The sequence below is a fragment of the Pseudomonas sp. GNP012 genome (genome assembly GCF_054343835.1).
The window spans coordinates 365,234-380,188 of record NZ_JBTGUU010000001.1 but is presented as its reverse complement, the minus strand read 5'-3'; the positions used below and the strand labels follow the sequence as shown (position 1 = coordinate 380,188).

Here is a 14,955-nt window from a genome sequence, read left to right as displayed (position 1 = left end):
CTTACTCGTCGCCAAATGCTTAGATCAAGCCTTTCTTCTGCTTGTAGTCGCGAACAGCCGCCTTGATGGCGTCTTCAGCGAGTACCGAGCAGTGGATTTTCACTGGCGGCAGGGCCAGTTCTTCAGCCAGCTGGGTGTTCTTGATGGTTTCCGCTTCGTCCAGGGTCTTGCCCTTCATCCACTCGGTGGCGAGGGAGCTGGATGCGATAGCCGAACCGCAGCCGTAAGTCTTGAACTTGGCATCTTCTATGATGCCGGCGTCGTTGACCTTGATCTGCAGGCGCATCACGTCGCCGCACGCCGGAGCGCCGACCATGCCGGTGCCGACATCAGGATCTTCCGCGTCCATCTTGCCGACGTTGCGCGGGTTTTCGTAGTGGTCGATGACCTTTTCGCTGTAAGCCATGATTCTCAATCCTCACTCATCAGGGCCGCTCTTGAGACCCTGTAGTTGCGCTGCATTTACCGCCGCGCTGCTACAGGACCTGTATCCGGCGGCTTCTATAGTTAGTGTGCCGCCCACTCGATCTTCGAGATATCGACGCCGTCTTTGTACATGTCCCACAGCGGCGACAGAGCGCGCAGCTTGGTTACGGCCTCGCAGACTTTCTGCGCGGCGTAGTCGATTTCTTCTTCGGTGGTGAAACGACCGAAGGTGAAGCGGATCGAGCTGTGAGCCAGTTCGTCGTTGCGGCCCAGGGCGCGCAGTACGTACGAAGGCTCAAGGGATGCCGAGGTGCAGGCCGAACCGGACGAAACCGCCAGATCCTTGAGCGCCATGATCAGCGACTCGCCTTCAACGTAGTTGAAACTCAGGTTCAGGTTGTGCGGAACGCGAGCGGTCAGGCTGCCGTTGACGTACAGCTCTTCCAGGTGCTCTACCTGCTTGTAGAAACGGTCGCTCAACGCCTTGATGCGTGCGTTCTCGGCTGCCATGTCTTCCTTGGCTACGCGGAAAGCTTCACCCATGCCGACGATCTGGTGGGTCGCCAGGGTGCCGGAACGCATGCCACGCTCGTGGCCGCCACCGTGCATGGTCGCTTCGATACGCACGCGCGGCTTGCGGCTTACGTACAGGGCGCCGATGCCTTTAGGACCGTAGGTCTTGTGGGCGGAGAACGACATCATGTCGACTTTCAGCTTCTGCAGGTCGATCTCGACCTTGCCAGTGGACTGAGCGGCATCGACGTGAAACAGGATGCCCTTGGAACGGAGCAGTTCGCCGATCGCTGCGATGTCGTTGATGGTGCCGATTTCGTTGTTCACGTGCATGACCGACACCAGGATGGTGTCGTCGCGCAGTTCGGCTTCGATCATCTCAGGCGTTACCAGGCCATCGGTGCGAGGCTCGATGTAGGTCACTTCGAAACCTTCACGCTCCAGTTGGCGCATGGTGTCCAGGACAGCCTTGTGCTCGATCTTGGTGGTGATCAGGTGCTTGCCTTTGGTGGCGTAGAAATGTGCCGCACCCTTGATTGCCAGGTTGTCGGATTCGGTGGCACCGGAGGTCCAGACGATTTCACGCGGGTCGGCGTTGACCAGGTCGGCCACCTGACGACGGGCGTTTTCAACGGACTCTTCAGCTTTCCAGCCGAACACGTGGGAACGGGACGCCGGGTTACCGAAGTTTCCGTCGACCAGCAGGCATTCACTCATCTTTTGCGCGACACGCGGATCAACCGGGGTGGTCGCAGAGTAATCAAGGTAAATCGGCAATTTCATGGACTATCTCCTAAATCAGGCTGGCTGGCGTGCCGCTAGCTCTTGGGCTGTCATTCGACGGCGGACGCTTCAATCTTGTCCAGGCGTGGCACCTTGCTGTTGCAACGGCGCTGGTCCTGACGCTGGGCTACTTCTTGCACCTCACGGCGAGTCACAAGGTCAGCCAAGCTGATACCGCTCAGAAATTCGTGAATCTGCAGGCTCAGGTCGCACCACAAGTGGTGGGTCAGACAAGTGTCGCCTTGATGGCAATCACCTTGGCCCTGGCATTTGGTGGCATCGACCGATTCGTTCACCGCATCGATCACCTGGGCGACCTGGATGCCCTGCATGTCGCGGGACAATTGGTAGCCACCGCCCGGACCACGCACGCTGGACACCAGATTGCTGCGGCGCAATTTGGCAAAAAGCTGTTCGAGGTAGGACAGGGAGATGCCTTGGCGCTCGGAGATATCGGCCAGGGACACGGGCCCGTGCTGCGCGTGCAACGCCAGGTCAAGCATGGCGGTCACGGCGTATCGGCCTTTTGTAGTCAGTCGCATGGACAATTACCACGGAGTTCGGAATGAGGCGAGTATGCAATTCCCTAGTATTTAAGTCAACTATAAGACCTAGTACTTTAGTCAGGATTACCCGCAAAAGAGCGGGCGCATCATAGCAAAGGCTGGGCGTGTATCACCAGTAAATGCGCGTTATCGTTCTTCGCGAGCAGGCCCGCTCCCACAGGGGCGATGAACATCCTGTGGGAGCGGGCTTGCTCGCGAAGGGAGCGGCGCGATCTAGCTGGCCTGACTCTGATCCTTGTCCTTCACACAGGCGAAATCTTCTTCGCGCAGCTCAGGCAGATCTTTCGCACAGTAATTACTGCCCAGATCCTTCAACGCCCCGCACATCCCCTCCAGTCGACCATCGACCGCCTGCAGGTGATCGAGCAATTGGTTGATGGCGCGAGCCACCGGGTCAGGCATGTCTTCAGTCACGCCGTAGGCATCAAAACCGATCTTCTCGGCCATGGCCTTGCGCTTGGCATCCTGCTCTTCGTCGGATTTGACGATGATCCGCCCCGGAATCCCGACCACAGTCGCACCCGGCGGCACTTCCTTGGTCACGACAGCATTGGAACCCACCTTGGCACCGGCACCGACAGTGAACGGGCCGAGCACCTTCGCACCCGCCCCGACCACCACGCCATCACCCAGGGTCGGGTGACGCTTGCCCTTGTTCCAGCTGGTACCGCCCAGGGTCACGCCCTGGTAAATAGTGACGTCGTCGCCGATCTCGGCGGTTTCACCAATGACGATGCCCATGCCATGGTCGATGAAGAAACGTCGACCGACCTTGGCCCCCGGATGGATCTCGATCCCGGTCAGCCAGCGACCGAAGTTCGACACTAGGCGCGCCAGCCACTTCAGGTCCGCGCGCCACAGCATCGCCGACAAACGGTGAATCCAGATAGCGTGCATGCCGGGATAGCAAGTCAGGACTTCAAAAGCGTTACGCGCCGCCGGGTCTCGATGGAATACGCTCTGGATATCTTCACGCAAACGCTCAAACATCATTAATCCTTCCGCTTAAGAAGCTCACCACGGGCCGCTTTCTGGGTTTCCGTGAGGATGCCACGCAAAATATTCATTTCCGCCCGGCTGACCGAGCTGCGTCCGTACAACCGGCGCAGGCGTGCCATCAAGTGCCGTGGTTTTTCCGGATCGAGGAATTCGATGGCCACCAGGGTTTGCTCCAGGTGCTCATAGAATCGCTCCAGTTCGTCCATGGTCGCCAGCTCAGCGCTTTTGACCGAAGCCACCTCTTCCTTCTCGACCTTGCTTGGCTGACCTTGGGCGGCCAGCCAGGACATGCGCACTTCATAGCTCAACACCTGCACCGCCGCCCCAAGGTTCAGCGAACTGAACTCAGGGTCGGATGGGATGTGCACGTGATAATGACATCGCTGCAGCTCTTCGTTGGTCAGGCCGGAATCTTCACGACCGAACACCAGGGCGATTTCCGCGCCCTGCCCCGCTTCCTCGACCACCTTCGTTCCGCATTCGCGGGGATCGAGCAGCGGCCAGGGAATGCGCCGGTCGCGGGCACTGGTACCCAGCACCAGATTGCAGCCGACCAGGGCATCTTCCAAGGTGGCGACGACTTGCGCGTTTTCAAGGATGTCACCGGCACCGGAAGCACGGGCGTCGGCTTCGTGATGCGGGAACTGACGAGGCTCGACCAGCACCAGCCGCGACAAGCCCATGTTCTTCATGGCACGCGCAGCCCCGCCGATATTGCCCGGATGGCTGGTATTGACCAGGACGACACGAATGTTATGCAGCAAGGGAGGCGCTCTCGAACACGATAATCGGGAGCGGAATCTTACAGCTGAAGCTACCGTTAAGCCATGAAAGCGAACGTCGTCCTTCTCCTGTAGAAACTTTCTGATAGAATGCCCGGCTTTCTTTAACAACCTTAGGTGACACATCCATGCAGCCCATGCTGAATATCGCGCTGCGCGCCGCCCGCAGCGCCAGTGAATTGATCTTCCGCTCCATCGAGCGCCTGGATACCATCAAGGTCGACGAAAAAGACGCCAAGGATTACGTATCCGAGGTGGATCGCGCCGCCGAACAGAAAATCATCGACGCCCTGCGCAAGGCGTACCCGAATCACTCGATCCTGGGTGAAGAGACCGGCATGCACGCCGGCACCGGCATCGAAGGCGAAGAGTACCTGTGGATCATCGATCCGCTGGACGGCACCACCAACTTCCTGCGCGGCATTCCTCACTTCGCTGTCAGCATTGCCTGCAAATACCGCGGTCGCCTGGAGCACGCTGTTGTTCTGGACCCGGTTCGCCAGGAAGAATTCACCGCCAGCCGTGGTCGCGGCGCTCAACTGAACGGTCGTCGCCTGCGCGTCAGCGGTCGCACCAGCCTGGACGGCGCCCTGCTGGGTACCGGCTTCCCGTTCCGTGACGAGCAGATGGACAACCTCGACAACTACCTGGGCATGTTCCGCGCCCTGGTTGGCCAGACTGCCGGCATCCGCCGCGCCGGCTCCGCGAGCCTGGACCTGGCCTACGTAGCTGCCGGCCGTTTCGACGCCTTCTGGGAGTCGGGCCTGTCCGAGTGGGACATGGCCGCTGGCGCCCTGCTGATCCAGGAAGCAGGCGGCCTGGTGAGCGACTTCACCGGCGGTCACGACTTCCTCGAGAAAGGCCACGTCGTTGCCGGCAACACCAAATGCTTCAAGGCAGTTTTGACGGCGATCCAGCCGCACCTGCCGGCCTCGCTGAAGCGCTAAGCTTCCCGCGACAGAAAAAGCACCCTTCGGGGTGCTTTTTTTATGCCTGGAATTCACCCCTCAAAAACACCACAACCCTCTGTAGGAGCGAGCCTGCTCGCGATGGTGGTCAACGATAACGCGGGAGTTCTGGAAGAACGCGGCGTCCTCGGTTTTTTCGCGAGCAGGCTCGCTCCTACAGGGGGTTGCGGTGCTGCATAAATCCCGGGCACAAAAAAAGCACCCCGCAGGGTGCTTCTTTTTTATCCGGCCTCAGCAGATCACTGACCCTGCTGATTCTCTGACAGGATCAACTTGCCTTCCTTGTCCACCGGAATCTGGTTGCCCGGATCACGATCCATGCGCACCTTGCCTTCCTTGCCGTCCAGCGAATACCGCACGTCGTAACCTACAACCTTGTCACTGATGTCGTTGACCGTGTTGCAGCGGGTCTGGGTCGTGGTGTAGGTATCACGCTCCTGCATACCTTCCTGCACCTTGTTGCCGGCATAACCACCACCGACAGCACCCGCGACCGTGGCGATCTTCTTGCCGGTGCCGCCACCGACCTGGTTACCCAGCAAACCACCTGCCAATGCACCGACCACAGTACCGGCGATCTGATGTTGATCTTTCACCGGCGCCTGCCGGGTGACAGTTACATCCTTGCACACTTCACGTGGAGTCTTGATTTGTGTCTTGACCGGCTCAACGGCGAGTACTTGTGCGAACTCAGGACCGCTTTTAACCAGGCTGTAGGTGGCCACAGCGCCCCCGGCAGTCACACCGACAGCACCCAGTACAGCACCAACCAGCATCGACTTGTTCACATGAACCTCCTGGACCATCACATACGGAACATGTCCGCGCTTCTCCCAGCCTTGGAGCACAAAAAAAGGCGCGAGTTCAACTCGCGCCTTTTTTGGACTACACCGCCAGAAGAATTGTCCTTCAAGGACGGTCGTCGACTTCCTTCTCGGTATTGGCAGGAGGAATCAGGTCTTCCGTGCTCAGGTTCAGCCAGATCAGCACCACGTTCGCGATGTAGATCGACGAGTAAGTACCCGCCAGAACACCGATGAACAGGGCGATGGAGAAACCGAACAGGTTGTCGCCGCCGAAGAACAGCAGGGCCGCGATCGCCAGCAAGGTGGAGATAGAAGTCGCCATGGTCCGCAGCAGGGTTTGCGTGGTCGAGATGTTGATGTTCTCGATCAGGCTGGCCTTGCGCAGGACACGGAAGTTCTCACGAACCCGGTCGAATACCACGATGGTGTCGTTGAGCGAGTAACCGATGATCGCCAGTACCGCCGCCAGCACCGTCAGGTCGAAGGTGATCTGGAAGAACGACAGGATACCGATGGTCACGATCACGTCGTGGATCAGGGACACGATCGCACCGATCGCGAACTTCCACTGAAAGCGGAACGCCAGGTAGATCAGGATGCCGCCCAGCGCCATCAGCATGCCGAGGCCGCCCTGGTCGCGCAGCTCTTCACCCACCTGCGGGCCGACGAATTCGACACGCTTGACCGTCGCCGGGTTCTCGCCGCCGACCTTCTGCAAGGCCTCGGCCACCTGGTGACCCAGTTGCGGATCTTCGCCAGGCATGCGCACCAGCAGGTCGGTGGTTGCACCGAAGTTCTGCACGACAGCGTCATTATAACCGGCGCTCACCAGCTGCTCACGCACCTTGGAGACATCAGCCGGACGCTCGTAGGTCAGCTCGATGAGCGTACCGCCGGTGAAGTCCAGACCCCAGTTCATGCCCTTGGTGGCGACACTGAACAAGGCCAGCACGGTAAGGAACAATGTGACGCCGAACGCGAAGTTGCGAACGCCCATGAAGTTGATTGTACGTAACATGGCAGCCCCTTAAATCCACAACTTCTTGAAGTCACGACCGCCGAAGATCAGGTTGACCATCGCGCGGGTCACCATGATGGCCGTGAACATCGAGGTAAAGATCCCGAGGGACATGGTCACTGCGAAGCCCTTGACCGGGCCGGTGCCCATGGCAAAGAGGATGCCGCCGACCAGCAAGGTGGTCAGGTTGGCGTCGAGAATCGCGGTGAATGCCCGGCCGAAGCCTTCGTTGATTGCACGCTGCACGGTCATGCCGGCGGCGATCTCTTCGCGGATCCGCGAGAAGATCAGCACGTTGGCGTCGACCGCCATACCCATGGTCAATACGATACCGGCGATGCCTGGCAGGGTCAGCGTTGCACCCAGCAGCGACATCAGCGCCAGCAGCATCACCATGTTCACCGCCAGAGCGACGGTGGCGATGAGGCCGAAGAAGCGGTAGATGGCCATGATGAACAGCGAGACGAACAGCATGCCCCACAGCGACGCATCGATACCCTTGGTGATGTTGTCGGCACCCAGGCTTGGACCAATGGTGCGCTCTTCAGCAAAGTACATCGGTGCAGCCAGACCACCGGCACGCAGCAGCAGCGCCAGCTCGGACGACTCGCCCTGGCCGTTCAGGCCGGTAATACGGAACTGGGCACCCAGCGGCGACTGGATGGTCGCCAGGCTGATGATCTTCTTCTCTTCCTTGAAGCTCTGAACCGGCACGTCTTTCTCGACGCCGTTGACCACTTGCTTGGTATAGGTGGTAACCGGACGCTGTTCGATGAAGATCACCGCCATGCTGCGACCGACGTTCGAACGGGTCGCACGGTTCATCAGCTCGCCGCCGTGGCCATCCAGACGGATATTCACTTCTGGTCTGCCGTGCTCGTCGAAGCCGGCCTTGGCGTCAGTCACCTGGTCGCCGGTGATGATCAGGCCGCGCTCGATCAGCGCTGGAGGACGGCCGCCTTCACGGAACTCGAAGGATTCGGAAGTGGCTTTCGAAGCACCAGGCTCAGCGGCCAGACGGAACTCGAGGTTGGCCGTCTTGCCGAGAATACGCTTGGCTTCGGCGGTGTCCTGCACACCCGGCAGCTCAACCACGATGCGGTTGGCGCCCTGGCGCTGGACGATCGGTTCGGCAACACCCAGCTCGTTGACGCGGTTACGTACCGTGGTCAAGTTCTGCTTGATGGAGTATTCGCGGATTTCCGCCAGCTTGGCCGGGGTCATCGCCAGACGCAGCACCGGTTGACCATTGAGGTCGGCCGGAACAATGTCGAAATCGTTGAAGTTCTTGCGGATCAGCACACGGGCCTGTTCACGGCTGTCTTCATCAGCGAAGCCCAGCTGGATGGCACCATTGAGTTGCGGCAGGCTGCGATAGCGCAGCTTTTCTTTACGCAGCAGGCTCTTGACGTCGCCTTCGTAGACTTTCAGGCGTGCATCGAGGGCTTTGTCCATGTCCACTTCCAGCAGGAAGTGCACACCACCGGACAAGTCCAGACCCAGCTTCATCGGGTGCGCAGCGAGGTTGCGCAGCCATTGCGGGGTGGTTTGCGCCAGGTTCAATGCAACGACGTAGTCATCACCCAACGCCTTGCGTACAACGTCCTTGGCCGGCAACTGGTCTTCAGCCTTGGTCAGGCGAATCAGACCACCCTTGCCGCCCTCTGCCAGCGTGGCAGCCTTGACGTTGATCCCGGATTCCTTGAGCGCAGCGCTCACACGATCCAGATCAGCCTGATTGACCTGCAGTGCAGTGCTTGCACCGCTGACCTGAATGGCCGGGTCATCAGGATAAAGATTGGGAGCGGAATAAATCAGACCGACCGCCAGCACCGCCAGGATCAGAATGTATTTCCACAGAGGATATTTGTTCAGCATCACGCCGCCCGTTTATGACGCGGGGCGCCTTGCGCGCCCCGTCGATTGAAAATGAAGTTGAAACTTAGATCGCTTTGAGCGTGCCTTTTGGCAGCGTGGCGGCGATGGCGCCTTTCTGGAACTTCATTTCGACGGTGTCGGAAACTTCCAGAACGACGAAATCGTCGGCCACTTTAGTGATCTTGCCGGCGATGCCGCCGGTGGTCACAACTTCGTCGCCTTTCTGCAGACTGCTCAGCAGGTTTTTCTGCTCTTTGGCGCGCTTGGCCTGTGGACGCCAGATCATCAGGTAGAAGATGACCAGGAAGCCGACCAGGAAAATCCACTCGAAACCACCGCCCATAGGGGCTGCCGCAGGGGCTGCAGCGTCTGCCATGGCATTAGAGATAAAAAAGCTCATTTAGCACTCCAGTTGCAAATGTTGAATCTTGGGGTCAGGAAACTCAGTCCAAAGGCGGAACAGGTAACCCGCGTTTGGCGTAGAAGGCATCGACAAAGGCGGCCAATGTACCCTGTTGAATAGCCTCGCGCAAACCAGCCATAAGCACTTGATAATGACGCAAGTTATGGATGGTATTGAGCATGCTTCCCAGCATTTCGCCGCACTTGTCCAGGTGATGCAGATAAGCGCGGGAGAAGTTCTGGCAGGTATAGCAATCGCAGGTCGGATCGAGCGGCGAATCATCATGGCGATGGAACGCGTTACGGATCTTCAGCACGCCGGTATCGATGAACAGATGCCCATTGCGGGCATTACGGGTTGGCATCACGCAATCGAACATGTCCACACCGCGGCGCACACCCTCAACCAAGTCTTCCGGTTTGCCAACGCCCATAAGGTAACGAGGTTTGTCAGCCGGCATCATGCCCGGCAGGTAATCCAGCACCTTGATCATTTCGTGCTTGGGCTCGCCCACCGACAGGCCGCCGATGGCCAGGCCGTCGAAGCCGATCTTGTCCAGGCCTTCCAGGGAGCGCATGCGCAGGTCCTGGTGCATGCCGCCCTGAACGATGCCGAACAGCGCCGCGGTGTTGTCGCCATGGGCTTCTTTCGAACGCTTGGCCCAACGCAGGGACAATTCCATGGAAATACGGGCGACGTCTTCATCAGCCGGGTACGGCGTGCATTCGTCGAAAATCATCACGATGTCGGAGCCCAGGTCACGCTGGACCTGCATTGACTCTTCCGGGCCCATGAACACCTTGGCGCCATCGACCGGGGAAGCGAAGGTCACGCCCTCCTCCTTGATCTTGCGCATGGCGCCCAGGCTGAACACCTGGAAACCGCCGGAGTCGGTCAGGATCGGGCCTTTCCACTGCATGAAATCGTGCAGGTCGCCGTGCTTCCTGATCACTTCCGTGCCCGGGCGCAGCCACAGATGGAAGGTGTTGCCCAGAATGATTTCAGCGCCAGTCGCCTCGATATCCCGTGGCAGCATGCCCTTGACCGTGCCGTAGGTGCCCACCGGCATGAAGGCCGGGGTCTCGACGGTACCGCGCGGGAAGGTCAAACGACCGCGCCGAGCCTTGCCATCAGTGGCCAGCAGCTCGAAAGACATACGACAGGTGCGACTCATACTGTTTCCTCTGGGCCCGATTCTTTAGGGGCAGTCGGCGCAGGATTACGCGTGATGAACATCGCATCACCGTAGCTGAAAAAACGGTACCCGTTATCGACCGCAGCCTTGTAGGCGGCCATCGTCTCGGGATAACCGGCGAACGCCGAAACCAGCATCAACAGCGTGGATTCGGGCAAATGGAAGTTGGTGACCAGGGCGTCGACCACATGAAACGGCCGGCCAGGGTAGATGAAAATGTCTGTATCGCCGCTGAACGGCTTGAGCACGCCATCGCGCGCCGCACTTTCCAGCGAGCGCACACTGGTGGTCCCCACGGCCACCACACGACCACCGCGCGCGCGGCAGGCGGCAACGGCATCCACCACGTCCTGGCCGACTTCCAGCCATTCGCTGTGCATGTGGTGGTCTTCGATCTTCTCGACCCGCACCGGCTGGAACGTACCCGCGCCCACGTGCAAGGTCACGAACGCCGTCTCGACGCCCTTGGCGGCAATCGCCTCCAGCAGCACCTGATCGAAATGCAGCCCCGCCGTCGGCGCCGCCACCGCGCCCAAACGCTCGGCGTAGACGGTCTGGTAACGCTCGCGGTCGGCACCTTCATCCGGGCGGTCTATATAAGGAGGCAACGGCATGTGCCCGACGCGGTCGAGCAGCGGCAACACCTCCTCAGTGAACCCCAGCTCGAACAACGCATCATGACGCGCCAGCATCTCGGCCTCGCCACCGCCGTCGATCAGGATCTTCGACCCAGGCTTGGGCGACTTGCTGGAACGCACATGGGCCAGCACGCGATGACTGTCGAGCACCCGCTCCACCAGGATTTCCAGCTTGCCGCCGGAAGCTTTCTGGCCAAACAGCCGCGCCGGAATCACCCGGGTATTGTTGAACACCATCAAATCGCCGGGGCGCAAATGCTCCAGCAAATCAGTGAATTGACGGTGTGCCAGGGCGCCGCTGACCCCATCCAGGGTCAACAGACGACTATTGCGACGCTCGGCCAAAGGATGGCGGGCAATCAGCGAATCAGGGAGCTCGAAAGTAAAGTCAGCAACGCGCATGATGGGGTTCGTCTAGCAGGGCCGGGAAGTCTAGCGGAATTATCAAAAATTCTCCATGTACCTGATTGACCAGCGGTTATCTCATCTCTATACTTCGCCGCCATTGAGCCCTGATGGCGGAATTGGTAGACGCGGCGGATTCAAAATCCGTTTTCGAAAGGAGTGGGAGTTCGAGTCTCCCTCGGGGCACCAAAATTAAGAAAGGTCTTGCTTAGCAAGGCCTTTTTTTTCGCCCACAGAAAAGCCACCCCTGACACACCGCGAACAACGCACTGACCTGTAGGAGCTGCCGAAGGCTGCGATCTTTTGATCTTGCGTCTCTTCTACCCTCCTCGCCGGAAGAACATTTCACAAGGATTTCCCCCATGGAATTGCACTTGGAAACCGTCGCCCTCTTCTCCCTCAAACTGGCTTATGAAACGGAAGGTCAGAGCCCGATTTTGCGGGATGATTTGGTCATGGGGGATTACCAGCGGGATGTGTTTGAGTTGCTGGTGCGGCGGGGGGATGTTGAGACAATCCAGCAAAAAGTGGACGCGTGCGTGGGCTTGGCAATGGAGGCTCTAGGCGGTGCGGAGAACCCCCTTGGACGAGAGCTAAACAGACTGGCGACTGATTTTAGCAGCGCACAGACGATGGAGCAGCTTGATTCCCCGCTCATGGCACTCAGGGAGTACTTGAAAGCTGTCCAGTGACGGTCCGCTTGTTGGCCAAATGCCTTGGCCGCCATGTGTTGACTAATAGTAAATCTGCCCCCCTTTCTGCAATTAGAGTCTGTCGCCGCCCTTTCCGTAGATCACGCGCAAGAAGACGATCCAGCACAAGGACGTCGCGACATAGAACATCGGGGATGTGTCGGCTAAGCCAGGACATGACGATGAGCCAGATGTCTGGTTTGTCGAACATACTTGACAACTGAATTCCCCTTTTTTTTGGGGGGGGACCGAGAATAGGTCCGGCAATTCGCGCCACCCTCATCTACCTGGAGCAAAAAAGGGAACAAGGGCGTGCCAGATACGAAAAAGCCATAGCGATTGTTGAGGCTTTAGAGATGTACAGGGATAAAAAACGCTGCTACGACTATGCATTTCGTCTGCGGAATAACGCCAAATCCTGTCGGACAAATAAAAATGTTGCAACTAAATAAACAAGTGCTGGCGCAAGAGCCAGTAAAGAAACGTCATAGGCCAATGCCAGACTTAAAGCTCCGACAAAAAACGTAAATAGCATTACGGGTAAGCGCACCAGAAATGACAGCACCGTGACCCATTTTTTGTTTGGAGCCCATACCAGTAGAAAGGAAGAAAAAGCCTGTAAAACCATAACAAAAGCAGAGAAGTACGCAACATAAAAAACCACAAAAAACGTAGGAGCTGGTTTTTCCCCCTCATCTACGTTGACGATGGAGCTATAGAGTGAGCCCCATAGCAAAATGACGCCCAACACAAGCAACAATGCTGGGGAAAAATATTTGCAAAACTGCTTAAACATATCTTTCTCCGTCCGTGAATTATCTGAAGTAGGCGCCTCGAAAAACAAAGGCGCCTATGTTACATCAACGATTGATCGAGACGCCTAGTGAACCCTCAATCGCGATTTCATAGGGTTGACCATTCATTACTCTGTGTACCGCGTCAAGGACTGCGGTAGAGGACTCACCAAGCCAGCTCCGATGAGTGCTTGGGTTGCCGTCGTAGATATCGTTGTAAGCCTTGGCATTACCGTTGAAGTTCAAGCGGCCATCTGCCGTCTTGGTGACTGCACCTTCAATTTTCAGAGTGATGCTCCCGAGCCAGGATGCGGTCATCCACGAGTCGTTTGCTGTATTTTAGGGCACTTTGTCTAGGTAGATTGAAGAGATACCAACCGGGGCTGCGGCTAGTGCAGTTTCCAGCAATGGCATCTTCGTGGTGGACAGTTGCAAGCTCAGCTTGTTGATATTGGTTCTTGCAGTAGCACCTTTACCGAACACCAAATGCCCCATCGCTGCAACTGGAGTCAAAACCCCGCCCGAAAAGTACGCTGTATCGTATTCAAATAGCTTTTTGTCCGCGATTTGGCGGCTGGCGTAGTTCAAAGCTTGCGCAGGGCTCTGATCAGAATCATTAGAGCTGAATGTATCTGCCCAACGCATCACCCCGAAATCGAAGGGAAAACCCGGCACGACATAGTTTACTTGACCATAATGCGCTTGCTCATTACAAAGCTTAATTATCATTTCGCGCCAATGGCCATTTGCATAATGAACATTTCGCTGTTGTTGCTGATGTAGCAGAATGACTCCTGGGTTTGGGGCTGGAAACGGTGCACCAGGTGGATTGGAATAGCCAGGTTCCGTTGCATAAATATAAATCGGTGGCAGTTCGATTGTGTTCATGGTTTTACCTACGTTGCTTCAGTTGCGCAGCATTTGCTGCGGTTGAGTCGCTCGTAGGCGATTGCTCGAGGCTCTTGACCCCGTCGCGGGCATGCACCATGCCGAACTTCATGACGCGAGTATCGGTTTCCATAACTTCACCACAGCAGGTGGTCTTGTCACCCTTGCGAATGAGGTATCCCTTTCTCATTGCTTGCACTCCGTGTCCATTCACGCGCCAAGTAAGGCGCGTGCTGCGGTTATATGAATCGCGCCGACTCAAGAATGAGTGGGCGAACACAAAGTACGTGGGCGCGGAGGCAATTCAAGACGTTGCTGAGCGAACAGGAGAGTTCCTACAAGCTATACAGAAATAACCGACGAAGATTGAAATAGAGTAAGCCCCCCCGTTGGCGCTTGTTTCGCACTCAAAACCGAAAAAATGGAAAAGACCACAATACGTCACCACTCAGATTTGTGGCCGATATGTCTGAAGGTTGCAGGAATGGAGTCGGCACGATACCCTCCCACCGTCGCTGCCAATTCAGCGACCGGGTGTGGTAACTCGAGTTATTCAAGGCGCAACAGCGCCCCAATCACGTCATCAGGCGCTTTTTTTATGCCTGCGGCGTGAGTTATGGCGGCTGTGCGTGGGACGCCCTCGGGCGTGCCGGTTTCCTTGATTCCCGGTTTACCACCCTGCGCACAGCTGTCACCCATTCGTGTGGTAACGAACGTGGCAGCTCCTCATATCAAGGAGTTGGATAATGCGCAGTATCAATCCGTTTGAAATTTGGCTTTTCTCTCTTCGCGATTCCCAATCGCGTAATGCCCTCCCCCATTGCCTCTCCATCCTCGGAGGTGGGCAATGACTGAACAAACTGAACTCAAAACCATTGGCTTGACGCCGGCCATCTACTGCGCAGATCAAGCGCTGTTTCATGTCACTCGCGGTGTTCCTCTTGGCGATGCGTTGTCCATGGCCTCCGATTTTCTGTTCCTGGCCAAGACGCTCACTGAAGATGCTGCTTATGCCAGAGACACCGACCGTCACGCCTGGGCGGCGCATTATCTGACTTCGATGAGTAAGGCGTTGGTGGATGATGCGGTGAAGGTGCTGATGCGGGATCGGGATAATGAAGTGGCGTCCAAGCGGGCGGGGGCTACGGCTTAGGGGTAGTGGGCGACGCGCCGGGATAGCTTTTGGTTTCAAGCGTCGGGC

15 protein-coding genes, 1 tRNA gene and 1 pseudogene are annotated in these 14,955 nt (G+C 57.6%); 4 read left to right on the top strand and 13 right to left on the bottom strand.

From position 1 onward, the window contains the following. Positions 1-19: 19 nt before the first annotated feature. The 5 genes from iscU to trmJ form a co-directional block, all read right to left on the bottom strand. Positions 20-406, bottom strand: coding sequence for a Fe-S cluster assembly scaffold IscU (iscU, locus tag ACXX83_RS01655; RefSeq protein WP_007974006.1), 387 nt, complete (start codon positions 404-406; stop codon positions 20-22). Between the two features lie 101 nt (positions 407-507). Next, positions 508-1,722, bottom strand: a complete 1,215-nt coding sequence (locus ACXX83_RS01650) for an IscS subfamily cysteine desulfurase (RefSeq protein ID WP_007974008.1) — start codon at positions 1,720-1,722, stop codon at positions 508-510. Between the two features lie 50 nt (positions 1,723-1,772). Beyond that, positions 1,773-2,264, bottom strand: a complete 492-nt coding sequence (gene iscR / locus ACXX83_RS01645; RefSeq protein ID WP_007974010.1) for a Fe-S cluster assembly transcriptional regulator IscR — start codon at positions 2,262-2,264, stop codon at positions 1,773-1,775. 237 nt (positions 2,265-2,501) lie between these two features. Then, complete coding sequence (gene cysE, locus ACXX83_RS01640) at positions 2,502-3,278, bottom strand: serine O-acetyltransferase (RefSeq protein ID WP_007982740.1); 777 nt, start codon at positions 3,276-3,278, stop codon at positions 2,502-2,504. A 2-nt stretch (positions 3,279-3,280) separates the two neighbouring features. Further along, positions 3,281-4,051: a tRNA (cytosine(32)/uridine(32)-2'-O)-methyltransferase TrmJ gene (trmJ, locus tag ACXX83_RS01635; protein WP_007974014.1), complete on the bottom strand. Its 771-nt coding sequence runs from the start codon at positions 4,049-4,051 to the stop codon at positions 3,281-3,283. A 146-nt stretch (positions 4,052-4,197) separates the two neighbouring features. Here trmJ and suhB point away from each other — a divergent pair, with 146 nt between their 5' ends. Next, positions 4,198-5,016, top strand: a complete 819-nt coding sequence (suhB, locus tag ACXX83_RS01630; RefSeq protein WP_007974015.1) for a type III secretion system regulator SuhB — start codon at positions 4,198-4,200, stop codon at positions 5,014-5,016. A 260-nt stretch (positions 5,017-5,276) separates the two neighbouring features. Here the strand turns inward: suhB and ACXX83_RS01625 are convergent, their stop codons facing one another. The 6 genes from ACXX83_RS01625 to queA all read right to left on the bottom strand — a co-directional run bounded on the left by ACXX83_RS01625 (position 5,277) and on the right by queA (position 11,377). Further along, entirely contained in the window at positions 5,277-5,825 is a 549-nt protein-coding gene (locus ACXX83_RS01625; RefSeq protein ID WP_015093622.1) for a glycine zipper 2TM domain-containing protein, read from the bottom strand. 121 nt (positions 5,826-5,946) lie between these two features. Beyond that, positions 5,947-6,861 carry a protein translocase subunit SecF gene (gene secF, locus ACXX83_RS01620; RefSeq protein ID WP_015093621.1) on the bottom strand — a complete coding sequence of 305 codons (915 nt, stop codon included), beginning with the start codon at positions 6,859-6,861 and terminating at the stop codon, positions 5,947-5,949. Between the two features lie 9 nt (positions 6,862-6,870). Further along, positions 6,871-8,739, bottom strand: coding sequence for a protein translocase subunit SecD (secD, locus tag ACXX83_RS01615; RefSeq protein ID WP_015093620.1), 1,869 nt, complete (start codon positions 8,737-8,739; stop codon positions 6,871-6,873). Between the two features lie 64 nt (positions 8,740-8,803). Further along, a complete protein-coding gene (gene yajC / locus ACXX83_RS01610) occupies positions 8,804-9,139 on the bottom strand; it encodes a preprotein translocase subunit YajC (protein ID WP_007956696.1) in 336 nt (111 codons plus the stop codon). 43 nt (positions 9,140-9,182) lie between these two features. Then, positions 9,183-10,298, bottom strand: coding sequence for a tRNA guanosine(34) transglycosylase Tgt (gene tgt, locus ACXX83_RS01605; RefSeq protein ID WP_162139258.1), 1,116 nt, complete (start codon positions 10,296-10,298; stop codon positions 9,183-9,185). A 14-nt stretch (positions 10,299-10,312) separates the two neighbouring features. Beyond that, entirely contained in the window at positions 10,313-11,377 is a 1,065-nt protein-coding gene (queA, locus tag ACXX83_RS01600; protein WP_217837278.1) for a tRNA preQ1(34) S-adenosylmethionine ribosyltransferase-isomerase QueA, read from the bottom strand. Positions 11,378-11,484: 107 nt separating this feature from the next. Between queA and ACXX83_RS01595 the strand changes: the two genes are divergently transcribed. After that, positions 11,485-11,569 (top strand) — tRNA-Leu (locus tag ACXX83_RS01595). A 173-nt stretch (positions 11,570-11,742) separates the two neighbouring features. Next, complete coding sequence (locus ACXX83_RS01590; RefSeq protein WP_217837277.1) at positions 11,743-12,072, top strand: hypothetical protein; 330 nt, start codon at positions 11,743-11,745, stop codon at positions 12,070-12,072. A gap of 385 nt (positions 12,073-12,457) precedes the next feature. Here ACXX83_RS01590 and ACXX83_RS01585 read toward each other — a convergent pair whose 3' ends face one another. After that, complete coding sequence (locus tag ACXX83_RS01585) at positions 12,458-12,868, bottom strand: hypothetical protein (RefSeq protein WP_217837276.1); 411 nt, start codon at positions 12,866-12,868, stop codon at positions 12,458-12,460. 64 nt (positions 12,869-12,932) lie between these two features. Beyond that, positions 12,933-13,754: pseudogene (locus ACXX83_RS01580) on the bottom strand (lipid II-degrading bacteriocin). An 847-nt stretch (positions 13,755-14,601) separates the two neighbouring features. On the opposite strand from ACXX83_RS01580, the gene ACXX83_RS01575 reads away from it, so the two are divergent. Continuing rightward, on the top strand, positions 14,602-14,907 hold the full coding sequence (locus tag ACXX83_RS01575; RefSeq protein ID WP_217837274.1) for a DUF3077 domain-containing protein: 306 nt from the start codon (positions 14,602-14,604) through the stop codon (positions 14,905-14,907). The last annotated feature ends 48 nt before the right edge of the window (positions 14,908-14,955 follow it).